Below are 23,150 nucleotides of genomic sequence, written 5' to 3'. Positions count from 1 at the left end.
CGTGCATACAGCCACAGGAGATAATAGATATGCGCCCTTCCGGCCGCGCGCCCGACCAGATGCGCCCCATCGCGATCGAAACCGAATTCACTATCCACGCCGAGGGAAGCGTGCTCGTCAGCTTCGGCAATACCAAGGTGCTGGTGACCGCCAGCGTCGACGAGAAAGTGCCGTCGTGGATGCGCGGCAAGGGTGCGGGCTGGGTGACGGCCGAATATGGCATGCTGCCCCGCGCGACGCACACGCGCGGCAGTCGTGAGGCGGCGAAGGGCAAGCAGTCGGGCCGTACACAGGAAATTCAGCGGCTTATCGGGCGTAGTTTGCGCGCCGTCGTCGATATGAAGAAGCTCGGCGAGCGCCAGATCGTCATCGACTGCGACGTGATCCAGGCCGATGGCGGCACGCGCACCGCATCGATTTCGGGTGCGTGGGTCGCGCTGCGCATCGCGGTCGACAAGCTGCTCGCGGCGAAGACGATCGCCGAGGATCCGATCGTGGACAAGGTCGGCGCGATCTCGTGCGGCATCTATCAGGGCACGCCGGTGCTCGATCTCGACTATGACGAGGATTCGGTCGCCGAGGCCGATGGGAATTTCGTGCTGACCGCGAAGGGCCAGATCGTCGAAGTGCAGGCGAGCGCCGAAGGCGCGACCTATGACGAGGAGGGCCTGCTGCGCCTGCTGCGTCTCGCGCGCATCGGTTGCGGCGAGATTTTCGTGGCGCAGGACAAGGCAACGGGTCGCTGAGATGACGCGGAAGCTCGCCCCCGGCAGGCTGGTGATCGCCAGCCATAATGCGGGCAAGGTGCGCGAGATTCGCGCGCTGCTCGAACCCTTCGGGATCGAACCCGTGTCGGCGGGCGACCTTGGGCTTCCCGAGCCCGAGGAGACGGGGACGACCTTTCGTGAGAATGCGCTGCTGAAGGCGCATGCGAGCGCGTCGGCGTCGGGACTGCCGGCGCTCGCCGACGACAGCGGGCTGGAAGTGACGGCGCTCGGCGGGCGGCCGGGCGTCTACACCGCCGACTGGGCCGAGCGGCATGCGTTCGAGGGCGAACCGGGGCGCGACTGGTATATGGCGATGGGCAAGGTCGAGGGCCTGCTTGCCGAGCAGGGGCCGGACGTCGACCGCAGCGCCTGTTTCGTCTGCACCCTCGCGCTGGCCTGGCCCGACGGCCACGCCGAGGTGTTCGAGGGGCGGGCCGAGGGCAGCCTGACCTGGCCGCCGCGCGGGCTGCTTGGTTTCGGCTATGATCCGGTGTTTGTTCCGGTCGGTAACGGACTGACTTATGCGGAAATCGATCCGGCGGAAAAGCATGCGATCAGCCATCGTGCCGACGCGTTTGCGAAGCTGGTGGCGGAGGTGTTTTAATCCCCCTCCCGCTTGCGGGAGGGGCTAGGGGAGGGCTTGTGGCCACCACCAATCTACAAGACAGACCCTCCCCCGACCCCTCCCGCCAGCGGGAGGGGAGTGAAGGACCGCTCGCCCTCTATGTCCATTGGCCGTTTTGCGTGTCGAAATGTCCCTATTGCGACTTCAACAGCCATGTGCGCGAGAGCGTCGATCAGGCAGTGTGGGGTGACGCGCTGCTTGCCGACTTGCGGTATGAAGCGGCGTTGCTGCCGGATCGCACGGTCGGGTCGATCTTTTTCGGTGGCGGAACGCCGAGCCTGATGCCGCCCGCGACGGTCGCTGCGGTAATCGAAGAAGCCGCAGCGCTTTGGGGCCTGACCGGCGATGCCGAGATCACGCTGGAGGCGAACCCCAATTCGGTCGAAGTCGCCAATTTCGCCGACCTCGCCGCGGCCGGGGTCAATCGCGTTTCGATCGGCGTTCAGAGCTTCGATTCCGAAGTGCTTGAATTTCTTGGTCGTGCGCACAGTGAGGATGAGGCGCGCCGCGCCATAGCGACGGCACAGGAACATTTCGCGCGCGTCAGCTTCGACCTGATCTATGCGCGGCCCGGACAGTCGATGGCGGCGTGGAAAAGCGAGCTGGCCGACGCGCTCGCCTTCGGCACCGATCATCTTTCGCTCTACCAGCTCACGATCGAGCCCGGCACGCGCTTCGCGACATTGGCGGCCAAGGGCGACCTCACGATCCCCGACGGCGATACCGCCGCCGACCTGTTCGACGCGACGCAGGCGATGACGCGCGCTGCGGGTCTGCCGCGCTACGAGGTGTCGAACCATGCCCGCGTCGGGCAGGAGAGCCGCCACAATCTCGCTTACTGGCGCTACGCCGATTATGCGGGTGTTGGCCCCGGGGCGCACGGGCGGCGACTGGGACAGGCGACCGAACGGCACAAGAAGCCCGAGAATTTCATCGCAGCGGTGGAGCGCAACGATCATGGGTTGAAGGTCGAGACCGACCTGCCGGCGCACGAACGCGCGACCGAGGCGATGCTGATGGGGCTGCGGCTGACCGAGGGTATCGATCTGGCGCGGATCGAGGCGCGCAGCGGTCTGGCGCGCGAGGCGTTCATCGATGCGGGCGCGGTCGCGCGGCTCGCGAAGCAAGGGCTGATGCGGCAGGACGCCGACCGGATTGCCGTCACCGACGACGGCATATTGCTGCTCGACTCGATCCTTTCCGAGGTGGTGCGGACCGGCTAGGCTCGGGGCAAAGTGAGGCCGATTTTGAGCGATACCCTGATCCGCGACTGGGATGCCCATCTGGCGCACGAGAAGCGCCGGTCGGAGCATACGCGCCGCGCCTATATCGCGACCGCGGAGCGATTTTGCGGCTTCCTGTCGCATCATCGCGGCGGCGCGGTCGACGCGCATATGCTGAAGGCGCTGACCCCGAACGACCTCCGCGCGTATCTGGCCGACCGCCGCGCCGAAGGGCTGGGCAACGCGTCGGCGGCGCGCGAACTTTCGGCGCTGCGCGGGTTCCTGCGCTTTGTCGGGGGATCGGGCGCGAGCGTGCCGCAGATGCGCGGGCCGCGCGTCAGGAAGGGCCTGCCGCGGCCGGTTTCGCCCGCCGAGGCGTTGCAGCTTGCGCAGGATGTCGAGGATAATGCCTGTGAGGGCTGGGTCGGCGCGCGCGATTTTGCGCTGCTGTTGCTGCTCTATGGCGCGGGGCTGCGGATCGGCGAAGCGCTGTCGCTGACGGGCGCGGTGTTGCCGCTTGGCGAGACGCTGCGCGTGACGGGCAAACGGGGCAAGACGCGGATCGTCCCGATCCTTCCCGCGGTCGCGAGCGCAATGGCGCGCTATGTCGCGGTGTGCCCCTATCCGATCGCCAAGGATACGCCGCTGTTCCTCGGCGCGCGCGGAGGGCCGCTTCAGCCCGGCGTCGTCCGTGCAAGCGTGCGGTCGGCCAGGCGCGCGCTCGGCCTTCCCGAACGCACGACGCCGCACGCGCTGCGTCATAGTTTTGCGACGCATCTGCTCGCGGGGGGAGCGGATCTGCGTAGCCTTCAGGAATTGCTCGGCCACGCAAGCCTTGCCTCGACGCAGGTCTATACCGCAGTCGATGCCGCGCATTTGCTCGACATTTATCGCAGCGCGCACCCGCGCGCCTAGTCCGCCTGCTTCGGCTTCCAGGTGATGACGCGGTAGATATAGACGACGACGAGCGAACCGATCGCGACCAGCGCCACCGGGCCGACGAAGGCGTCGAGGTTCGCGAACTGCCCCCCGAACCAGTTGCCCGCGCCCGCGAGCGCGGCAATCCAGATCGTCGATCCGGCCGCGGTCCAGAGCAGGAACTTCGCCTGGTTCATCTTCACCATGCCCGCGGGCAGCGACACCATCGTCCGCGCGACGGGCATGAAGCGCGCGATAAAGACGATCGCGGGACCATATTTCAGGAAGAAGGCGTGCAGCCGCTCGACTTCGGCCCAGTCGAGCGTCAGCCAGCGGCCGTGGCGATCGATGAAGGGTTTGAGCCGCTCGTAGCCGATCCAGCGGCCGATGCCGTACCAGATCCAGTTGCCCGCGGTCGTCCCCGCGACCGCGACCGCGACGAGCGTCCAGAAATCGAAATGGCCCTTGGCGACCGCGATACCGCCGAGCCCCATGATCACTTCGGAGGGGATCGGCGGGAACACATTTTCGAGGAACATGAGGATAAAAATCCCCGCATAGCCCCAGCTCTGGATCAGGTTCAGGATGAAATCGGTCATGGGGAGGGAACGCGCGGGCGCGTCAGCCGATCCGCCGCACGATCGCGTCCCAGATCATGCCCGCCGTATCGCTGTTGTTGAAACGGTCGATCGCGACGATCCCGGTGGGCGAGGTGACGTTGATTTCGGTCAGCCATTCGCCGCCGATCACGTCGATGCCGACGAACACCAGCCCGCGTGTCCGAAGCTGCGGGCCGAGGACGTCGCAGATTTCCTTTTCGCGTGGGGTGAGGTCGGCTGCCTCGGCGAAACCACCGACCGCGAGGTTCGAGCGGAACTCGCCTTCGCCGGGCTTGCGGTTGATCGCACCCGCGACCTCGCCGTCGACGAGCACGATGCGCTTGTCGCCCTGGCTGACGCTCGGCAGGAATTGCTGGACCATAAAGGGTTCGGGCCAGACCTGTCCGAACAGCTCGACGAGCGCACCAAGGTTGCCGCCGTCGGCGTCGATCTTGAACACCGCCTTGCCGCCATTGCCGTGGAGCGGCTTGATGACAACGGCGCCGTAGCGTGCCTGAAAATCCTTCACCGCGTCGAGGCTGCGCGTCACCATCGTTGGCGGCATGAATTCGGGGAAGTCGAGCACGAAGACTTTTTCGGGGGCGTTGCGCACCGAGACGGGGTCGTTGACGACGAGCGTCTGACCCGCCAGCCGTTCGAGCAGCCAGGTGCCGGTGAGATAACCTAGATCGAACGGCGGATCCTGTCGCATCAGCACGACATCGACGTCCCGGCCAAGGTCGAGCAGCACCTCTTCGCCGAATTTATAGTGGGCGCCCGCCTCACGCTGCGCCTCGAGGATGCGATGCGCTTTCGTCGTCAGCCGCCCGGCCTCCCATGTCAGCCCGCGCACATCGTAATGATAGAGCTCATAGCCGCGCTCGAGCGCTTTCAGGATCAGGTGGAAACTGCTGTCGCCCCCGATGTTGATTCCGTCCATCGGGTCCATTTGTACCGCGGCGCGCAGGGTCATTCGATATTCCTCAGGGTTGCCAGACGTGGACCAGATGGCGTGGCAGGCGTCTTGGCGCAAGGAGCATCACGTCGATCCGGATGTCGTCGCGCGGACCCGCGAAGCGCGGGCTCAGCATTTCGGCCGCCGCCGCGACGCGGCGCAGGCGATAATGGTCGATGGCGAGGTCGAGGTCGGCGGCGCGGTCGCGCCATTTGACCTCGATGAAGGCCACCGTCCGCCCGCGCCGCGCGACGATGTCGACCTCGCCTGCGGGAACGCGCAATCGTTCGCCGAGGATGCGCCAGCCGTGGAGGCGCAGCCACCACGCCGCGCGGCGTTCGGCGCGGCGCCCGCGCGCCTCGGCGGCGGCGCGGTTCAAGCCCGTTCTTTCAGTGTCAGCGCGCGCGCATAGACGTCATGGCGGTCGAGGCCGAAACGTTTGGCGACCGCCTTCGCCGCCTGCGCCACGGGCTTGTCGGCCATCGCTTCGCGGAGCGCCGCGTCGAGCGTTGCGTCATCGGCTTCCTCGGTCACCGCTTCGCCGGGTGGGCCGACGATGACGACGATCTCGCCCTTCGGCGGCGCGTCGGCATAGCGGGCGGAAAGCTCGCTTAGCGTGCCCGTCACGCATTCCTCGAACATCTTGCTGATCTCGCGTGCGACCGCGGCCTCGCGGTCACCGAGCCCTTCGGCCATCGCCGCGAGCGACGTCGACAGCCGCGGTCCGCTTTCGTAAAATACCAAAGTCGCGCGCAACGCGGCAAACTCGGCGAGCGTGTCGGCGCGCGCCTTCGCCTTGTTGGGCAGGAAACCCGCGAACAGGAAACGGTCGCTCGGCAGGCCCGAAAGCGTGATCGCGGCGATCGCGGCGCAGGGGCCGGGCAGGGTAGTGACGTGCCGCCCCGCGGCGCGCGCGTCGCGGACGAGCTTGTATCCGGGGTCCGAAATCAGCGGGGTTCCGGCGTCCGACACCAAAACGACAACTTCCTCGCCCATCCGCGCAACCAGCGTCGCGCGCGTGCGTTCGTCGCTATGATCATGATAGGGGGTCATCGGCACACGCAAACCCAGATGCGACAGCAATTTCGCGGTCACACGCGTATCCTCTGCGGCGATCACGCCGGCGGAGGCGAGTGTCGTTGCCGCGCGCGCGCTGATGTCGCCAAGGTTGCCGATGGGCGTCGCAACGATATAGAGACCGGGCAAGGGAGAATTTGAGATGTTCGAATCTGGCATGACGCTGAAAATGGCAGAAACTGCCGCCCAGCGCCAAATTAATGCACCGGCCCGCCGCCGAATGTTGCGCGGGCTTGGTGTGGCGGCGATGGCGGGACTGCTTGCAGCGTGTCAGGTGGTGCCGAAGTCGAACGGCCCCGCGACCCCGCCGCCGCCAACCAACCCCGACGACAACGTCGGTCCAGGCTTGCCCACCGACACCGATCGCCACCGCGTCGCGCTGCTCGTGCCGCAGACGGGTCCGAACGCCGACGTCGGCACCGCGATCGCCAATGCGACGACGCTCGCGCTGCTCGATTCGCGCACCGAGCGCGTTCGCATCACCACCTATGACACCGCGCTCGGCGCCGCGGCCGCGGCACGGCAGGCGGTTGCCGACGGCAACAAGCTGATCCTCGGGCCTTTGCTCAGCGAAGATGTCACAGCGGCCGCGCCGATCGCGCGCGAGGCGAAGGTGCCGGTATTGAGCTTCTCGAACGACAGCGGCGTTGCGGGCAACGGCGTCTTCATCATGGGCTTCGTCCCCGGCCAGTCGGTCGAGCGCGTCGTCGCTTTCTCGCGCGCCAAGGGGCATCTGCGTTTCGGTGCGCTCGTGCCCAAGAATGTCTATGGCGATCGCTCGGCGGCGGCGTTCCGCGCCGCGGTGGCCCAAGCTGGCGGCACGCTGGTTGCCGTCGAAAGCTATGACCGCAGCGCGACCGCGCTGACCGGCGCGGCACGGCGCCTCGCCAACGCCGGCGCGATGGACGCGGTGCTGATCGCCGACAGTGGCGGCAATGCCATTCGTGCCGTCCCCGTCATCAAAACCACCGGGAACAAGCAGATCCTCGGCACCGAACTCTGGAACACCGACGCGGCGCTCGGCAGCAATGCCGTGATGCGCGGGGCGTGGTTCGCAAGCGTTTCCGACGGCCTCTATGGCCAGCTTGCGACGAAATATCGCACGCGTTTTGGCAAAGCGCCGTACCGGCTGGCGAGCCTGGGGTATGACTCGGTTCTGCTGACGGTGCGCATCGCGCGCGACTGGAAACCGGGGACGAACTTCCCCGCGAACCGCCTGCTCGCCGCCGACGGTTTCGGGGGCATCGACGGCATCTTCCGCTTCAGTAACAGAGGTATCGCCGAGCGGGCGCTGGAGGTTAGCGAGATCGGCGCGGGGGGCTTCCGCGTCGTCGATCCCGCGCCGACCAAATGGTAGTCGCCCGCTGACAGTGGCAGACCGGCCACAGTCGGCCCGAAAAGCGTTATAAGGTGAGCGCGGCGGCCTTTACGACGGCGCTTTGATCACTATATGACCACCACGCGTGTTTTTGCGTCGATGCTGCACGCCCATTTTAGACGAACGCCTTTGTATAAACGATTCAGGAGATACAGCTATACCACCGCCCATGACCCGTCGCCCAATGGCACCGATGCCGCCCAAAAACGGCCCGCGTTACAATGAATTTATCGCCTCCCCCAAAGTTCGCGTGATCGACGAGGAAGGCGAAAATCTGGGCGTGATGCTGACGGCCGAAGCGATTGAGCAGGCGGCTTCCGTCGGGCTGGACCTGGTTGAAGTATCCCCGAACGCCGATCCGCCGGTGTGCAAGTTCCTCGACGTCGGCAAGTTCAAGTACGAGGCGCAGAAGAAAGCGAACCTCGCGCGCAAGAGCCAGAAGACGCAGGAAATCAAAGAGATCAAGATGCGTCCGAATATCGACGATCATGATTTCGACGTGAAGATGCGCAAGGTGTTCGATTTCCTCGAGGAAGGCGACAAGGTCAAGATGACCATGCGTTTCCGCGGCCGCGAAATGAGCCACACGCAGCTCGGTCTGAACGTGCTCCAGCGCGTCGCCGAACTGACGTCCGAAATCGCGAAGGTCGAGGCGCACCCGCGCACCGAAGGCCGCCAGATGCTGATGGTGATCGCGCCTAAATAGGCGCGATCCGTCGCATCAGCTCATCACCATCCGGGCAAAGGCGCGCCAGGGTTCGCTGAACCCGATCGCGACGCGCAGCGGTTCCGAAACCAGCAGGAAACCACCGCCCCACAGTGTGGCCGGGTGAAGGCGCCCGCGCGTGCGGATGTCATGGACCGCGAGTGCCGCGATGAACAGGTTGATCAGGATGAGCGCACCGATGGCGCTGGGAATTATAGTCGTGGTGCGCCCCACGATTCGCGCGAGGGCGGGGCCGATCATGCTCGCTGTCGCCAATATCATCAGCCGCTTGTGATAATCGGGACGCCGCCGGTTCAGCAGGCCGAGGCCGACGAAAAGCGCGAAGATCGACGCGGCGGTCACCGGAAAGACAAAGAAAACATAGGGATCGGCCATGGTGCCATCGGTCACGGCCGTGTGGACGCGGCGGTGACTGTGGATCGCCACGAACAAGCCGGTCGCCACGACCGCCACGGCGATGGCGACGCCGGCGATTCCTGCCACCCGGTGCACATCGCGGCGGCCGGCGGCGATCAATCCCGTCTGGAGCATGAGGAAAAGGATCCAGCCGGTGCATAAGGCGCCGTGGAGGTGGACTGTGGGCGTTAAAGCGGGCGCGCGCGGCGCATAGGAACCGGCAAGATAGTAGGTCGGTGCAAATCCGACAAAGGTGACGATCGCCATCGCGGCCGCCATGCCCATAAAGAACAATCGTTCGTCGGTCAGTCTTGTGCGCAGCTTGGCCTCGGTCGCCATCGACTCGCTCCTCGGTAAAGGCGCCGAATTCCGCTGGGTCATAATATCAGAGTTTCGCCCGAATACTTGGACGGAAACGCCATACCGCCCCCAATCGGCGTGTCGGCTCAGCCGAGACGAAAATCGAGGTCGGTCGTTCCAGCGGGGCGGCCGCCGGCTTCGTATCGGCGTTCGATCATCCGCACGCTCCCATCGGCGGCGACCGCAACCAGCGTCGAGGCGCGCGTGCCGTAAACGTCGCCGCGTATGAACAGCGCCGGGTCGCCCTCGGCGGTCAGCGTGTCGAGCAGGCACTCGGGATCACTTCGCGCAACGGCCACCGCTTCCAGCGCCGCGCGCAGCCGCTCGGCGCGCGCGCAAGGTTGGTCAACGGGCTCGTTGGCGAGCGCGTGCACGCCCGGCGCGAGCGATGCGATCAGCGGCTCGGGCCGATTGGTGAGCAGCCGCGCGCCGTCTTCGCCAACGGCAAACAGGTTGAACGCGTTGAAGCGGTCGAGGTCGGCGGTGGCCGGATCGGCAAAAATGCCGTCGCCGCGTAGCATGTCGACGACGAGCGCGCCGCGCGATTCCTTCGCGGGATCAGGCGCCGCGCCGCGGACGTTGGTCACGACGACGACGCGCCCGCTGGGCGCATGGACCCCGAGCCATGTCCCGCCCGCCTGCAGGTCGCGACCCGCGACGACGCCGCCACCGTCGTCCCATTCTGCCAGCGCGGCGCTCGGGCGGCCGTGAAACTCGTCGCGATTGCCGATGAGGATGAGGGGCCAGTCGGCATGAACCTGCCAGGCGATAGCAACGACGCACATGCAGCGCATATCGGGTCTCGCCGCCCGCTTGCCAAGCCTCTTGACAAATTGCTTGGTTGAATGTTCAATCAACTCATCTTGACGAGGGAGGACGGTTGTGGCCGACGAATTCGAGAAGATGGGCGAAAGCCTCCGTGCCAAGACGGGCAAGGGGCTGGACGAATGGGTCGCCACCGCGCGCACCGCGGGCATTTCCGGCCATATGGCGCTGGTGAACCACCTGAAATCGCAGCACGGGCTCGGCCACGGCTATGCCAATATGATCGTCCATGCCGCCAACGCCTCCTCCTCGCTGTCGCAGGACGATGACGCGCTGGTCGAGGCGGCGTTCAACGAGGCGAGGGCGCATTGGCGCCCGCTCTATGACCGGCTGACCCAGCTGGTGCAGGGCTTCGGCGACGACGTCGAGCTGTCACCGAAGAAGGGCTATGTCAGCCTCCGCCGCAAGAAGCAGTTCGCGTTGCTCCAGCCGTCGACCAAGGACCGCTTCGACATCGGCCTTGCGCTGAAAGGCGAGGAACCCGCGGGCAAGCTGGAAGCCGCGGGCAGCTGGAACGCGATGGTCTCGCACCGTGTGCGGATCGCGGACGATGTCGAGGCGGGCGACGATGTGGCGGGCTGGCTCCGCGCCGCCTATGATCGCGCCGGATAGGGGAAGACCATTGAACGCCGCCGACACTCGCCAGCGCATATTGATGACCGCGATGGAGCTGTTCTGGGAGAAGGGCTATCTCTCGACCTCGGTCTCCGACATTCTTTCGCGCAGCCAGGTGCATTCGGGCAGCCTCTATCATTTCTTCCCGGGCAAGCAGGACGTGCTAGTCGGGGTGCTCGAACTCTATCGCGACGGGATCGACGAAATGCTGCTCGCGCCCAATTGGGAGGGGGTCGTCGATCCGATCGACAAGATCTTCGCGCTGCTCGCGGGCTATCGCACCCATCTGGTCGTCACCGACTGCACTTACGGTTGCCCGATCGGCAGCCTCGCGCTCGAAATTCACGAACCCGATCCGGTGGTGCGCGACCTGATGGCGGCGAATTTTACGGGCTGGTCCACCGCGATCGCAGGGTGCTTCGAAGCCGCCGCCGGTCGCCTCCCGCCCGATGCCGACCGCAAGGCGCTCGGCGAATTCGTGCTCACGGTGATGGAGGGCGCGGTGATGCAGGCGCGCACTTATCGCGACATCGGCTATTTCGACCGCAACATTGCTGTATTGCGGGACTATATCACCACGTTGATGGCGACGGCAAAGGATGATAGCTTCGCCTGACTTTCTGGAGGGGGAGACTTATGATGATCGAAGTGCGCAAAACGCCCTGGCACCTGTGGCTGGTCGGGATACTCGGCCTGCTGTGGAATCTGATGGCGGTGACCGACTACACCTTCGCAAAGATGAAGAGCGACTGGTATATGAGGGAGATGGGCGGCTTTACGCCCGAGCAGATCGCCTGGTTCGGCGATTTCCCGCTGTGGGCCAACATCGGCTGGGCGCTCGGCGTCTGGGGATCGTTCCTCGGCACGATATTGTTGCTGATGCGCAGCCGGCATGCGGTGACCGCATTCCTCGTCTCGGCGGCGGGGCTGCTGTTGATGACCATCTATCAGCTCGTGCTGAAGAAGGACGAGTTCATGGGTCTCTTCGGCCCCGGCCCGATGTATTTCACCCTCGTGATCTGGGTGATCCTGATCGCGCTCTTCGTCTACGCGCGGCGGCAGGTCGCGGCGGGCGTGCTGCGCTGAAACGAAAAGGGGCGCCGCGGCGGCGCCCCTGACCGTTCCTACCGCGCCCGGATGAAGGCGCGGACGTCGGCCGACAATTTATGGCGGTCCTCGTCGCGGATATACATCATGTGGCCCGCGCCATAATAAGTATAGCTGATGCGATCCTGCGGGATGCCGGTGCGCGACAGCGCATATTCGGCGGCAAAAAAGGGCGTCGCGAAATCATAATAGCCCTGCGCGACGAGCACTTTCAGCCCCGAATTTTCGCGCAGCGCCTGCCCGATATAGGGCGCGACGTTCATATAGGCGTTGGTGTCGCGGCCGCCGATGCGCCAGTCCCACTGCCCGCCGATGCCGCCGATCGACTGATATTCGCGGTCGGTCTTGAATCCCAGCCCGTCGCGGCTCCAGCTGTTGATCGCGGCGGTATAGCTCGCATCGATGCCATAGAAGCTCGGGTCATTGTCTGGGCCTTCGCCGGCGCTGTCATAATCCTTGCCGGTGTAGCGGCTATCGAGACGCCCGACGGTGAGCCCGCGATCGCGCAGCAACTCCTTGTAGAAGCGGTTGGGCGTGACGCGGAGGTCGGCGCTGTCGAGATAGGTTTCGGAGAGGCCGGTGAAACGCGATAGCTCGCGGCGGATCGCGGCACGCTCGTCGCCCTGCAACTTCTGGCCCTTGAGCAGCGCAGTGGCATAGGGGCCGATCGCCCATTGCCGCGCTTCCTCGACGAACGCCTCGACCGACGGCGCTGTGGCCTTGCCATGATAGAGTGCGGTCGCGGCCATCGAGGGCAGATTGGTGATCGGCGACAGCTCGTTGCCCGGCGTGTCGGCCCCCGCCGCGAAGTCGAGCACGGTCGAAATCAGGATGATGCCGTTGAGTGCCACATCATTGTAGGTCTCGTTCATCAGCTGGTTGGCGACCGCGGCCGAGCGCGTCGTGCCATAGCTTTCGCCGCCGAGGAACTTGGGGCTGTTCCAGCGGCCATTGTCATTCAGCCAGCGACGGATCACCTCGGCAACCAGCTTCGCATCCTGCGTGACGCCGTAATAATCCTTGGGCTCGGCCTTGCCGATCAGGTGCGAAAAGCCCGTGCCCGGCGGGTCGATGAAAACGACGTCGGTGACATCGAGCAGCGCATCGGGATTGTCGACGATCGGATAGGGCGGGGCGCCGTCGTCGACTCCAGTGCCGGGGATCGCGACGCGCTTCGGCCCGAACGCCCCCATCATCAGCCACACGGTGCCCGATCCGGGCCCGCCATTGAACAGGAAGGTGATCGGCCGGTTCGGGTCGCGCGGCTCCTTGATGTAGGAGGTGGTGACGACCGCGACTTCGGGCACGCCATCCTTGTTCTTGATGATCGTCTCGCCGATCGTTGCGGCATAGTTGATGCGCTGGCCGCCGAAGGTGCCTGAGAGTTTGGTGGTGCGGATTTGCGGTTCGATCTCGGTGGGCTTTTCGGCCTTCGCTTTCTCGTCAGGCTTGTCTTGTGCATGGAGCGCGGCGGGCGCGGCGAAGGCAAGCGCCAAGGCGATAAGCGACAGACCCGATTTCATTGATGTACTCCCCGGTTTGGCGCGGACCCTAAGCAGCGCGTGGGGAGGGGGCAAGGGTGCTGGTCGGTTGGAGACGGGTTTTGGTCGAAGGGGGCGTTCAGGCTGCCTTGCGCTGCACAGTCAGCTGCAATCCAAGTGCATCGAGAACAGCGGTCAGCGTTTCCAGCGTCGGGTTACCATTGTCCGACAGCGCATTGTACAGCGCCTGCCGTCCAAGCCCTGTCTTGCGCGCAATATCGCTCATACCCTTCGAGCGCGCGACGTCACCGATCGCCCGCGCAATCTCCTGCGGCGAGCCATCCTCCATCCAGATTTTGAGGTAATCGACGATATCGGCTTCGGACGACAGATAGTCCGCGGGGTCAAAGGGGGTTGTCTTCGCTCCCAATGCCTAGCTCCTTTGCCAACACCTTAGCGCGGGCAATGTCGCCCGCCTGACTGTCCTTGTCGCCGCCTGCCAGAAGGACGATAATCGTATCGCCCTGCTGGATGAAATAGACACGATAGCCGGGACCAAAGAACATGCGTAGTTCGTGCAAGCCATCGCCCACCGACTGGCAATCGCCGAACTGGCCGTCCGATAGTCGCCGCAGCCGTTTGATGATGCGCAGCCGCCCATCGCGGTCGCGCAGCTTCTTCATCCAGCGGGCGAAATCGTCGGACTGCTCCAGCGAAAAACCTTGTCCTATATATGGGACAAACAGAGGTTTGTCAACGACCTTCTTCACGACTTGAACTCGTCAAGTCTGCGCCATCCAGCGTCGTCCGGCATTTGAACAAACCAAAATCGCCACCCATTTACGTTGTTTCCAGTGATAGCGCTGGCCGCCTCTGAAGGACTGGTTCTCGGTATTCCATCTTGGCCAAGCCACTTACTGTCACGCACCTCGGCGAAATAGGTCTGGCCTTTGTAGTTAGCGCGGAACTGAGTTCCTTCCGGAAAATGCGCATTTCCTAACCAGATGCCGAATGTGTATCTCCCGGACAGCGCACCCAAAGCATTCTCGCTACTACGAATGGCATTTGAGCGAAGGCCAAATATGCCGCCGACGTTTTCAAGCGCGTTAGGATACTGCGCGGGCGATTGCTCTGTTCCAACAGCCGGAGCAAGCAGAGCGCTCGCAGCAGCGGCATACGTTTCTGCATTTGGACTCGATAGATTCAAAAGTCTCCGCAATACGGCATTATACGAGTCGGTTTCGCTCTGCCTGAGCGCTGTAAGTGCCTTAAAGACATCGAAATCTATATCAATCTGCATGAGGTGCCCCAATTGCTAGTTGGAGAGATAATAGCACCATTAGTGCAAATAGCAATATTAGATCATCTCCCCCACTTGGTCTTGCTTTGCTTCCCGAACCGTCCCTTGCGCGTGCCCGGTTTGCCCTCGTTGCTCCGCCCCACCCGCGGCGCCACCTGCTGGTCCGTCGGCAGCCCCAGCTCGTCCGCCTCCAGCCGCCGGATTTCGTCGCGCAGTTTGCCGGCTTGCTCGAATTCAAGGTCTGCCGCCGCATCGCGCATCTGTTTCTCCAGATCCTGGATGTACGCGCGGAGGTTGTGCCCGACCATATGCGCGGGCTTGTCGTCGCCGATGTCGATCGTTACCTGATCCTTCGACGCCACATGCGCGATGATGTCGCCGATGTTGCGCTTGATCGTCGTCGGGGTGATGCCGTGCTCGACGTTATATTCGGTCTGCTTCTCGCGCCGTCGGTCGGTTTCGCGCATCGCGCGTTCCATGCTGCCGGTGATGCGGTCGGCGTAGAGGATGACGCGGCCGTCGACGTTGCGTGCGGCGCGGCCGATCGTCTGGACGAGCGACGTTTCGCTACGCAAAAAGCCTTCCTTGTCGGCGTCGAGGATCGCGACGAGCCCGCATTCGGGAATGTCGAGCCCTTCGCGGAGCAGGTTGATGCCGATGAGCACGTCGAACACCCCGAGCCGGAGGTCGCGAATAATCTCGATGCGCTCCAATGTTTCGACGTCGGAGTGCATGTAGCGGACCTTCACCCCCGCTTCGTGGAGGAATTCGGTGAGATCCTCGGCCATGCGCTTGGTCAGCGTCGTGACGAGGGTGCGGTATCCCGCTGCGGCGGTCTTCTTCGCCTCGACGATCAGGTCGTCGACCTGTTCCTCGACCGGCTTGATCTCGACCGGCGGATCGATCAGCCCGGTGGGGCGGATCACCTGTTCGGCGAACACGCCTTGGGTGCGGTCCATCTCCCACGTCCCCGGGGTCGCCGACACGCTGACCGTCTGCGGGCGCATCATATCCCATTCGGCGAAGCGCAGCGGCCGGTTGTCGATGCAGCTCGGCAGGCGGAAGCCATATTCGGCGAGCGTGATCTTGCGGCGGTGATCGCCCTTCGACATCGCGCCGATCTGCGGGATCGTCTGATGGCTTTCGTCGACGAAGAGCAGGGCATTGTCGGGCAGATATTCGAACAAAGTCGGCGGCGGCTCGCCGGGCAGCCGGCCGGTGAGGAAGCGGCTGTAATTCTCGATACCAGCACAGCTTCCCGTCGCCGCGATCATCTCGAGGTCGAAATTGGTGCGCTGTTCGAGCCGCTGGGCTTCGAGCAGGCGGCCTTCGGTTTCGAGTTCCTTGAGGCGTTCGGTCAGCTCGTGCTTTATCGCTTCGCTTGCCTGCTTGAGCGTCGGGCCCGGGGTCACATAGTGCGAGTTGGCATAGATGCGGATGTGGTTGAGGTTCGCGATCTTCTTGCCGGTGAGCGGATCGAACTCGGTTATCTCCTCGATCTCGTCGCCGAAAAAGCTGATACGCCACGCCATATCGTCATAATGCGACGGGAAAACCTCAAGGCTGTCGCCGCGCACGCGGAAATTGCCGCGCGCGAACGCTTGGTCGTTGCGTTTATACTGTAGCGCGACGAGCTTGCGGATGATCTCGCGATTGTCGGCGACCTGACCTTTCTTGAGGTCGAAGATCATCGCCGAATAGGTTTCGACCGAGCCGATGCCGTAAAGGCACGACACCGAGGCGACGATGATGACGTCGTCGCGTTCGAGCAGTGCGCGCGTCGCCGAGTGGCGCATGCGATCGATCGCCTCGTTTACGCTCGACTCTTTCTCGATGTAGGTGTCCGACCGCGGCACATAGGCTTCGGGCTGGTAATAGTCGTAATAGCTGACGAAATATTCGACCGCATTGTTCGGGAAAAAGCTTTTGAACTCGCCATAGAGCTGCGCCGCGAGGATCTTGTTCGGCGCGAGGATGAGCGCGGGGCGCTGCAACTCGTCGATCACTTTCGCCATCGTGAAGGTCTTGCCCGATCCGGTGACCCCCAGCAGCACCTGGTCACGCTCGCCGTCGAGCGCGGTGGAGACGAGTTCCTTGATCGCCGTCGGCTGGTCGCCCGCCGGCTCATAGTCGCTAACCAGTTCAAATCGTTTGCCGCCTTCGACCTTGTCGGGGCGGGCCGGGCGATGCGGGACATAGCCCTCCGCCGTGTCGATTTCATCGAGCGATGTACGAATCTGAATTGCCATTGCTGCCAATATGGTATCGATGGGGCGGGTCCACAATCGCAATGAATCAAAACAAAGCCCCCAAACGGATAGTCACAGGAGACAGGGTATGAAGAAATTTCTGACGGTCGCCGCCATCGGCGCCCTCATCGCGGTGTCGGGTTGCGGCAAGAGCGAGAATGCGGCCGCCAGCGGCCCCATGAAGCGCGAAGCCGGTAACTGGAAGACCGACGTCAAGCTGGTGAAGTTCGAAGTCCCCGGCATGCCCGCGGAAGCGAAAGACCAGATGACGAAGATGATGGAAGGCGCCAGCGGCATGGACCAGTGCTTCACGCAGGAGCAGGTCGACAAGGAAGACATCGCGGCCGAACTCGCCAAGGGCCCGGGCAACGGCGGCGAATGCAAATGGTCGAAGAAGGACGTCGCTGGCGGCAAGATCGACGTCGCCGGCACCTGCACGGCTAACGGCCAGACGGTCGACATGGCGATGGTCGGCACGATGGAAGCCAAGAAGAACGACGTGACCATCACGACCAAGGGCAAGGTCCCGACCGGCGGTGACATGGAAATGGTCATGCAGATGACCAGCGTTCACACGGGTCCGTGCAAGGCACCGGCCACGACCTAAGTCCTGCATCTTTTAATGAAAAATGATGGGGCGTCGGTGGAAACCGGCGCCCCTTTCGTATATGCAGAGAAAAACGGGGGGTCGCAAATATGCCTGGTTATGTGACGTTGGGCACCGACGAGCTGACACGTGCGTGCGTGCGTGCCTTTCGCATCGAAGCCGCCTGAATTTGACCGGTTGGCTCGACCGCCGGGGGACCCCGTTGTGGCTCGGCCTCGCCGCCGGGCTGCTCGCGGTCGCGGCGGGATTGCTGGCGGGCGGCGATGCTGCCGAGCGTGCGGGGTTTGCAGCGCGATGGACCGCACGCGCCGGCTTGCCGCTCTTCCTCGTCGCGTTTCTTGCATCGGCGCTGGTGCGCCGCTGGCCGGGGACGACAACGCGTGCGCTGCTTCGCCGGCGGCGGCAATGGGGGCTGGGCTTTGCGCTCGCCCACACGATCCACCTCGTCGCGCTGGGCATCAACGTGATCGTCTATGCGCCGGGGCGAACCTGGCAGTCGCTGATCGGCGGCGGGCTCGCTTATGTCATACTCTATCTGATGATGCTGACCTCGACCGACGAATGGCAGCGGCGGCTGGGCAAATGGTGGGGGCGCCTGCACCGGTTCGGCATCTACTATATCTGGTTCATTTTTACGGCGAGTTACGCCGGGCGTGCCTTTGGCGCCGATCCGGGCAAGCAGGTCGTCGGTATCGTCTTCGGCAGCGTCATGGTCGCGGCGCTCGCGCTGCGCCTGTGGCCAGTGCAGCGTGCGGAGGAGAGAGTGAGGATTGTCGACTTGCCGGGCGACAGAACAGGTGGGGCTGTCGGGCCGCCCGGCGAAGTCTTGAAATGAGACCTGAGGGGGATCGAAGGGTGCCAGGGACCAGCTCGCACCCTTCGCCTTTTGGTCTCACACCGCGTCATCGTAGGAATGCCGCGATACTTAAAAGATGCCACAGTTTCGAAACTGTGGCAGTTACAAGGGGTCACATGCCGCGATGTTGCCATTTGATAACCAATCCTTAACCCGTTTTCGCGTTTTTCCTCGCAGATTGGCGACGGGCTTTTCTTCTGATATGGCGTGCGGCCGCCTTGTTACCGTTACGTGGAAGTAACAATGGGTGGCTGCGCTTGTTGATTGGCGTATCACCCGCACCGCCCGTCAGGGGTATTTGAGGGTAGCATGGACCAGGCGAAAACGAACGAGACACAGGACCCCGCCGAGGTCGAGCGGATCATCGCGGTTGAACTCGAGCGCCTGCTCGATTCCCCGATGTTCACCCGTTCGCCGGTGCTGTCGCGGCTGCTACAATTCCTTGTCGAACACCGTCTTCGCGGCGGGCGAAGCTCGCCCAAAGCCTATGCGATCGCCACCGAGGCGCTCGGCCGCAGCGAGGATTTCGACCCCGCCGTCGACAGCTATCCGCGCGTCATGGTGGGGCGTCTGCGCAGCCTGCTCGACCGCTATTATGCCGACATGCCGTGGGTGCATCGCCTGCGCGTACCGCAGGGCAGCTATGAAGTCGTCGTCCAGTATCGCTCGGCGCCGCCGTCGGCGCGCTCGGCCGACGATCCGGCAGGCGAAGATGACGTCAAGACCGCAGGCGCCGCAGCCGTCCCGGGGCGGCCGGCGGGGCCCGGCGGCGTCCGGCGCCCGCTCGATCGCGGCGCCCGCTTTGGCCGCTGGATCGTCGTCCTGATCCTCCTCGCGCTCGCGCTGTTCACCCTGTGGACGCTCCGCGGCGGGTCCGACCGGCTGTTCGTCGGCGACCCGGTGCCGGTCCCCTTGCTCGAAGTCAGCGCGCCGGTCGCGGGAAATTTGCCCGAATCGCGCGCGCTTGCGCGGGCTCTCGATGGAAAGCTGCGCGACGGGCTGCGGCGCTTCGATCTCGTCGATCTTTTGAGTTCGAAGGCACCGGGCAGTGCGGTCACCGGCAAAAGCGACTATCGGCTCGACACGTCGATCGTCCGCACGGTCGAGGGCAACACCGACGTCACGCTCGTTCTCAATCGTGTCGCCGACCAGCGCGCGATCTGGTCGCAACAATTGCGCCTGACGCAGGATGAAACGCCTGAATTTACTGCCATCGAGCCGCTGATCGCACAGCTTGCCGGGGATTATGGCGTGATCGTGCGCGACCAGGTCCAGCGCCAACCCGACAATTTCTCTCCCGGCTTTCCGTGCCTCGCGCAGTTCAACCGGACGCGCCAGATGCGCAATGTCGCGAACGCGAAACAGGTCGACGCCTGCCTGCGCGCGACGATCAAGGCCAACCCGCGCGATCCCGTAACGCTTACCGCGCTGTCGCTCGTGCGCTATGGTGACTGGCAACCGCAGCGCATGACGCCGGCGGGGCGCGAGGCATTTGCCGAAGCGCGGGCGCTGGCGCAGCGCTCCTATGAAAGCAGTCCCAATTCGTCGGCCGGCCTGTTCGCGATGGCGCGCGCCAATTTCTATACGGGCAATTGCGCTGGCGGTAATGCGATGGGCGACGCCGCGATCGCGCTCAATCCCTATGATCCCGACATGGCGGGCTTTCTCGGCCTGTTCAAACTGACATGCGGGATGGGGCCGGAGGGTGAACTGTTGCTTCGGCGGTCGCTCCAGCTCGATTCCTCCTACCCCGGCGTTCCGGCGGTCACGCTCGCCTTCACCCTGTCGCAGCGCGGCGAACAGGATGAGGCGCGGCGGATCCTCGATCAAATGCCGTCGCCGAGCAATATGGAGCCGCAATATATGATGGTGCGCGCGATCGTGCAGGCGCGTCAGGGGCAGGTCGCGGAGGCGCGCGCGCAATGGCAGCGCCTGCTTGCCTATACGCGCCAGCCCGCCGGTGCGCCGCCCGAACGGGTGCTCGGCCGGTTCATCATCACTCCGGTTGTGATCCAGCGCGCCTCGGACGCGCTTCGCGATTCGGGCGTCGTTCCCGCCACGGCGGCGCCTTGACGCTGCGCCTGGCGCTGCGCAGAGTGGCATCATGCTATCACTTCTAGTCCTGCTGACTTCGGTCGCACCGCCCACCCCCACCCCCACTCCCGCCGCAGTGGCGGTGCATTTCGAGCGCGAGGGACAGGTCGAGGTGCGCGTCGTCGAGGGCCTCGCCGACCGGGCGAGCGGCCGCGCGATCACGCCCGACGATCCGGTGCGCGTCGCGTCGGTTTCGAAGCTTGTTGTGGCGCTCGGCGTGTTGCGGCTGGTCGAGGCGGGCAAGCTCGATCTGGATCGCGACGTGTCGGACTATCTCGGCTGGCGTCTGCGCCATCCCGCCTGGCCCGACCGGCCGATCAGCCTCGCGCAGTTGTTGGGGCACCGATCGGGACTCAACGATGATACGGATTATGCGCTGCCGCTGGACGCCGATCTCGAAACCGCGCTTGCCAACCCGGCCGCCTGGGACAAGGCGCGTTCCCCCGGCGGCGACTTCGCCTATGCCAATTTCAATTACCCGGTCGTTGCGGCGGCAATCGAGGGGGCAACCGGCGAGCGTTTCGACACGGCGATGACGCGGCTCGTTTTTCGCCCGCTCGGCCTCGATGCCTGCTTCAACTGGCCGACCTGCAGCGACGCAGCGATCGCGCGCGCCGTCGTGCTTTACGGCGCCGACGGCAATGTGGTGCGCGATGACCTGAAAGGCGCGCGGCCCGCCTGTCCCGTCGTGCCGGCAGCGAACGGCAGCTGCGACCTCGGCACCTATCGTCTCGCCCGCCACGGCGCGGGGTTCAGCCCGCAGGGCGGGCTGCGTATCTCGGCGAACGGCCTCGCGCGCATCGGTATCATGCTGCTGCGCCGCGGCGAGGGGTTTCTGAAACCTGCAAGCCTCGCCCGGCTCGAAGCGATGGCGCCCGTTCACCCGACGAGCGGCGAGGGGACGGGCGGCTTTTTCTGCGAATATGGCATAGCTATGCACAGCACGGGCGGCCCGGCGCTGCGCGATCCTGCCTGCCGCGACGACCTGTTTGGCGACGGCCGCCTGCGCCTTGGCCATTCGGGCGATGCCTATGGATTACGCTCGGGGATATGGTTCGACCTTGAAGGCGGCGATGGCATTGCCTATTTCGTCACACAGGTGCCGGAGGGGCAGAAAGGGACACGGTCGGCTTATAGCGCTGCAGAGGAAGTCTTGGTCGACGCGGCGCTTCGCCGCACGGCCGATGCCAGCCCTCTTGCCAGCCCCGCCCACGGGCACTAGGGCAATTTTCAACATTCACGACATAGTCAGAAAAAAGGAACTGTGCATGAGCGATTCGGCCGAAAAGGTTAAAAAGATCGTCGTCGAACATCTGGGCGTCGAAGCCGACAAGGTCACCGAAGAAGCGAGCTTCATCGACGATCTGGGCGCCGACAGCCTCGACATCGTCGAGCTGGTGATGGCGTTCGAAGAAGAATTCGGCGTTGAAATCCCCGACGATGCGGCGGAAAAGATTGCCACCGTCAAGGACGCGATCGACTATATCGAAGCGAACAAGGGCTAAGCCCTGCGGTCCGGCCTGGCCGGACGCGGCGGCGACGCCGTCCACGCGTTTCCGGCTTCCCGGTCCCGAGCGTTCGCGCGCAGTGGCCGGGAAGCTTTTTTTATGGATATGCGTCTTCTCAAGTGACGCGGCGCCCTGCGGGGGCAGGGGCCGATGAAAGGAATGACTATGCGCCGGGTTGTGGTGACGGGTTTGGGTTTGGTGACGCCGCTGGGCGCCGATGTGGAAACCACATGGGCTAATCTGATCGCGGGCAAATCGGGCGCGGGCACGATCACCCATTTCGACGCGTCGGACCAGAAATGCACGATCGCGTGCGAAGTGAAGGGCCCAACCCATGAATATGGCTTCGACCCCGGCAAGCGCGTCGACCACAAGGTGCAGCGCCAGGTCGATCCCTTCATCATCTATGGCATCGACGCCGCGGGGCAGGCGATTGAGGACGCGGGCCTTGAGGATATGCCCGAGGAAATGAAGCTGCGCGCAGGTTGCTCGATCGGTTCGGGTATCGGCGGCCTGCCGGGCATCGAAAGCGAAAGCCTGCTGCTCGCCGAAAAGGGTCCCGGCCGCGTTTCGCCGCACTTCGTCCACGGCCGCCTGATCAACCTGATCTCGGGCCAGGTCAGCATCAAATACGGCCTGCAGGGTCCCAACCACGCGGTTGTTACCGCCTGCTCGACCGGCGCGCATTCGATCGGCGACGCCGCGCGGATGATCAAGGACGACGATGCCGACATCATGCTTGCCGGCGGCGCCGAGGCGACGATCTGCCCAATCGGCATTGCGGGCTTCGCACAGGCGCGCGCGCTCAACACCAGCTATAACGACCGGCCAGAGCAGGCGAGCCGTCCCTATGACAAGGACCGCGACGGCTTCGTCATGGGCGAAGGCGCGGGTGTCGTGGTGCTCGAGGAATATGAGCATGCCAAGGCGCGCGGCGCGAAGATTTACGCCGAGGTCGTCGGTTACGGTCTGTCGGGCGATGCCTATCATGTGACGGCGCCGCATCCCGATGGTTCGGGCGCGTATCGTTCGATGGAAATGGCGCTGAAAAAGGCGGGCATGACCGTCGCGGACATCGACTATATCAACGCGCACGGCACCTCGACGATGGCGGACACGATTGAGCTCGGCGCGGTCAAGCGGCTGTTCGGCAACGAAATCGCCAATGTGTCGATGAGCTCGACCAAGTCGGCGATCGGCCACCTGCTCGGCGGCGCTGGCGCGGTCGAGACGATCTTTTGCATCCTCGCGATCCGCGACCAGATCGTCCCCCCGACGCTCAACCTCGACAATCCCGACGAAGGCACCGACGGCGTCGACCTGGTCCCGCACAAGGCGAAGAAGCGCAAGGTGAAGGCGGCGCTCAACAACAGCTTCGGCTTCGGCGGCACCAACGCCAGCGTCATCGTCAAGGCGATCGATTAAACACGTCGTCATTGCGAGCGAAGCGAAGCAATCCAGAGCGGCTTGCCACGCCCTGGAT

General features: G+C 64.3%; 26 protein-coding genes. 15 read left to right on the top strand and 11 right to left on the bottom strand.

Annotation, left to right across the window (positions count from 1 at the left end):
• Positions 1-29: 29 nt before the first annotated feature.
• The 4 genes from rph to ACREBX_RS08060 are packed head-to-tail and all read left to right on the top strand — an operon-like array spanning position 30 to position 3,530.
• Positions 30-746: a ribonuclease PH gene (gene rph / locus ACREBX_RS08075; RefSeq protein ID WP_431561239.1), complete on the top strand. Its 717-nt coding sequence runs from the start codon at positions 30-32 to the stop codon at positions 744-746.
• Between the two features lies 1 nt (position 747).
• Positions 748-1,371, top strand: coding sequence for an RdgB/HAM1 family non-canonical purine NTP pyrophosphatase (gene rdgB, locus ACREBX_RS08070; protein ID WP_431561238.1), 624 nt, complete (start codon positions 748-750; stop codon positions 1,369-1,371).
• A 38-nt stretch (positions 1,372-1,409) separates the two neighbouring features.
• Positions 1,410-2,615: a radical SAM family heme chaperone HemW gene (hemW, locus tag ACREBX_RS08065; RefSeq protein WP_431561237.1), complete on the top strand. Its 1,206-nt coding sequence runs from the start codon at positions 1,410-1,412 to the stop codon at positions 2,613-2,615.
• 24 nt (positions 2,616-2,639) lie between these two features.
• A complete protein-coding gene (locus tag ACREBX_RS08060; RefSeq protein WP_431561236.1) occupies positions 2,640-3,530 on the top strand; it encodes a tyrosine recombinase XerC in 891 nt (296 codons plus the stop codon).
• Here ACREBX_RS08060 and ACREBX_RS08055 read toward each other — a convergent pair.
• From ACREBX_RS08055 to rsmI, 4 genes are read right to left on the bottom strand one after another with little or no spacing between them, the layout of a single operon-like run.
• On the bottom strand, positions 3,527-4,132 hold the full coding sequence (locus ACREBX_RS08055) for a DedA family protein (RefSeq protein ID WP_431561235.1): 606 nt from the start codon (positions 4,130-4,132) through the stop codon (positions 3,527-3,529). The two genes, ACREBX_RS08060 and ACREBX_RS08055, sit on opposite strands and share 4 nt — an antisense overlap.
• A 22-nt stretch (positions 4,133-4,154) precedes the next feature.
• Entirely contained in the window at positions 4,155-5,105 is a 951-nt protein-coding gene (gene gshB, locus ACREBX_RS08050; RefSeq protein WP_431561234.1) for a glutathione synthase, read from the bottom strand.
• Between the two features lie 10 nt (positions 5,106-5,115).
• On the bottom strand, positions 5,116-5,466 hold the full coding sequence (locus tag ACREBX_RS08045; RefSeq protein WP_431561233.1) for a YraN family protein: 351 nt from the start codon (positions 5,464-5,466) through the stop codon (positions 5,116-5,118).
• Positions 5,463-6,323: a 16S rRNA (cytidine(1402)-2'-O)-methyltransferase gene (gene rsmI, locus ACREBX_RS08040; RefSeq protein WP_431561232.1), complete on the bottom strand. Its 861-nt coding sequence runs from the start codon at positions 6,321-6,323 to the stop codon at positions 5,463-5,465. Before rsmI ends, ACREBX_RS08045 begins: the two co-directional genes overlap by 4 nt.
• Positions 6,324-6,384: 61 nt before the next feature.
• On the opposite strand from rsmI, the gene ACREBX_RS08035 reads away from it, so the two are divergent.
• Positions 6,385-7,521, top strand: a complete 1,137-nt coding sequence (locus ACREBX_RS08035) for a penicillin-binding protein activator (protein ID WP_431561231.1) — start codon at positions 6,385-6,387, stop codon at positions 7,519-7,521.
• Between the two features lie 190 nt (positions 7,522-7,711).
• Entirely contained in the window at positions 7,712-8,248 is a 537-nt protein-coding gene (gene infC, locus ACREBX_RS08030; protein WP_039572576.1) for a translation initiation factor IF-3, read from the top strand.
• Positions 8,249-8,263: 15 nt separating this feature from the next.
• Here the strand turns inward: infC and ACREBX_RS08025 are convergent, their stop codons facing one another.
• Together ACREBX_RS08025 and ACREBX_RS08020 are read right to left on the bottom strand one after the other, a co-directional pair.
• Positions 8,264-9,004, bottom strand: coding sequence for a hypothetical protein (locus ACREBX_RS08025; RefSeq protein WP_431561230.1), 741 nt, complete (start codon positions 9,002-9,004; stop codon positions 8,264-8,266).
• Positions 9,005-9,111: 107 nt separating this feature from the next.
• Positions 9,112-9,810, bottom strand: coding sequence for an NRDE family protein (locus ACREBX_RS08020; RefSeq protein WP_431561229.1), 699 nt, complete (start codon positions 9,808-9,810; stop codon positions 9,112-9,114).
• Positions 9,811-9,907: 97 nt separating this feature from the next.
• On the opposite strand from ACREBX_RS08020, the gene ACREBX_RS08015 reads away from it, so the two are divergent.
• Genes ACREBX_RS08015 through ACREBX_RS08005 form a run of 3 tightly spaced genes read left to right on the top strand, consistent with a single transcriptional unit; the run spans position 9,908 to position 11,551 of the window.
• Positions 9,908-10,462 carry a DUF4287 domain-containing protein gene (locus ACREBX_RS08015; protein WP_431561228.1) on the top strand — a complete coding sequence of 185 codons (555 nt, stop codon included), beginning with the start codon at positions 9,908-9,910 and terminating at the stop codon, positions 10,460-10,462.
• 10 nt (positions 10,463-10,472) lie between these two features.
• Positions 10,473-11,081: a TetR/AcrR family transcriptional regulator gene (locus ACREBX_RS08010; RefSeq protein WP_431561227.1), complete on the top strand. Its 609-nt coding sequence runs from the start codon at positions 10,473-10,475 to the stop codon at positions 11,079-11,081.
• 20 nt (positions 11,082-11,101) lie between these two features.
• Complete coding sequence (locus tag ACREBX_RS08005; RefSeq protein WP_431561226.1) at positions 11,102-11,551, top strand: hypothetical protein; 450 nt, start codon at positions 11,102-11,104, stop codon at positions 11,549-11,551.
• 38 nt (positions 11,552-11,589) lie between these two features.
• Here the strand turns inward: ACREBX_RS08005 and ACREBX_RS08000 are convergent, their stop codons facing one another.
• The 5 genes from ACREBX_RS08000 to uvrB form a co-directional block, all read right to left on the bottom strand.
• Positions 11,590-13,095 carry a S10 family peptidase gene (locus tag ACREBX_RS08000; protein ID WP_431561225.1) on the bottom strand — a complete coding sequence of 502 codons (1,506 nt, stop codon included), beginning with the start codon at positions 13,093-13,095 and terminating at the stop codon, positions 11,590-11,592.
• Between the two features lie 97 nt (positions 13,096-13,192).
• Positions 13,193-13,483, bottom strand: coding sequence for an addiction module antidote protein (locus ACREBX_RS07995; RefSeq protein ID WP_431561224.1), 291 nt, complete (start codon positions 13,481-13,483; stop codon positions 13,193-13,195).
• The gene (locus tag ACREBX_RS07990) at positions 13,458-13,823 is read right to left on the bottom strand and encodes a type II toxin-antitoxin system RelE/ParE family toxin (protein WP_431561223.1); all 366 of its coding nucleotides are present in this window, start codon (positions 13,821-13,823) and stop codon (positions 13,458-13,460) included. The genes ACREBX_RS07995 and ACREBX_RS07990 overlap by 26 nt, the downstream gene beginning before the upstream one ends.
• A complete protein-coding gene (locus ACREBX_RS07985; RefSeq protein ID WP_431561222.1) occupies positions 13,820-14,353 on the bottom strand; it encodes a hypothetical protein in 534 nt (177 codons plus the stop codon). The genes ACREBX_RS07990 and ACREBX_RS07985 overlap by 4 nt, the downstream gene beginning before the upstream one ends.
• 62 nt (positions 14,354-14,415) lie before the next feature.
• Positions 14,416-16,602 carry an excinuclease ABC subunit UvrB gene (gene uvrB, locus ACREBX_RS07980; protein ID WP_431561221.1) on the bottom strand — a complete coding sequence of 729 codons (2,187 nt, stop codon included), beginning with the start codon at positions 16,600-16,602 and terminating at the stop codon, positions 14,416-14,418.
• Positions 16,603-16,690: 88 nt separating this feature from the next.
• On the opposite strand from uvrB, the gene ACREBX_RS07975 reads away from it, so the two are divergent.
• The 6 genes from ACREBX_RS07975 (at position 16,691) to fabF (ending at position 23,092) form a co-directional block, all read left to right on the top strand.
• Entirely contained in the window at positions 16,691-17,209 is a 519-nt protein-coding gene (locus tag ACREBX_RS07975; protein ID WP_431561220.1) for a DUF3617 domain-containing protein, read from the top strand.
• 169 nt (positions 17,210-17,378) lie between these two features.
• Positions 17,379-18,044 carry a hypothetical protein gene (locus ACREBX_RS07970; RefSeq protein WP_431561219.1) on the top strand — a complete coding sequence of 222 codons (666 nt, stop codon included), beginning with the start codon at positions 17,379-17,381 and terminating at the stop codon, positions 18,042-18,044.
• 330 nt (positions 18,045-18,374) lie between these two features.
• A complete protein-coding gene (locus ACREBX_RS07965) occupies positions 18,375-20,138 on the top strand; it encodes a tetratricopeptide repeat protein (protein ID WP_431561218.1) in 1,764 nt (587 codons plus the stop codon).
• Positions 20,139-20,169: 31 nt separating this feature from the next.
• Positions 20,170-21,381, top strand: coding sequence for a serine hydrolase domain-containing protein (locus tag ACREBX_RS07960; RefSeq protein WP_431561217.1), 1,212 nt, complete (start codon positions 20,170-20,172; stop codon positions 21,379-21,381).
• A 46-nt stretch (positions 21,382-21,427) separates the two neighbouring features.
• Entirely contained in the window at positions 21,428-21,664 is a 237-nt protein-coding gene (locus tag ACREBX_RS07955) for an acyl carrier protein (protein WP_003039428.1), read from the top strand.
• A 168-nt stretch (positions 21,665-21,832) separates the two neighbouring features.
• Complete coding sequence (gene fabF, locus ACREBX_RS07950; RefSeq protein ID WP_431561216.1) at positions 21,833-23,092, top strand: beta-ketoacyl-ACP synthase II; 1,260 nt, start codon at positions 21,833-21,835, stop codon at positions 23,090-23,092.
• Positions 23,093-23,150 lie beyond the last annotated feature (58 nt).

It is taken from the genome of Sphingopyxis sp. (genome assembly GCF_050725655.1).
Classification (GTDB): domain Bacteria; phylum Pseudomonadota; class Alphaproteobacteria; order Sphingomonadales; family Sphingomonadaceae; genus Sphingopyxis.
The sequence above is the reverse complement of the archived record's forward strand: the minus strand, read 5'-3'. Positions and strand labels throughout refer to the sequence as shown.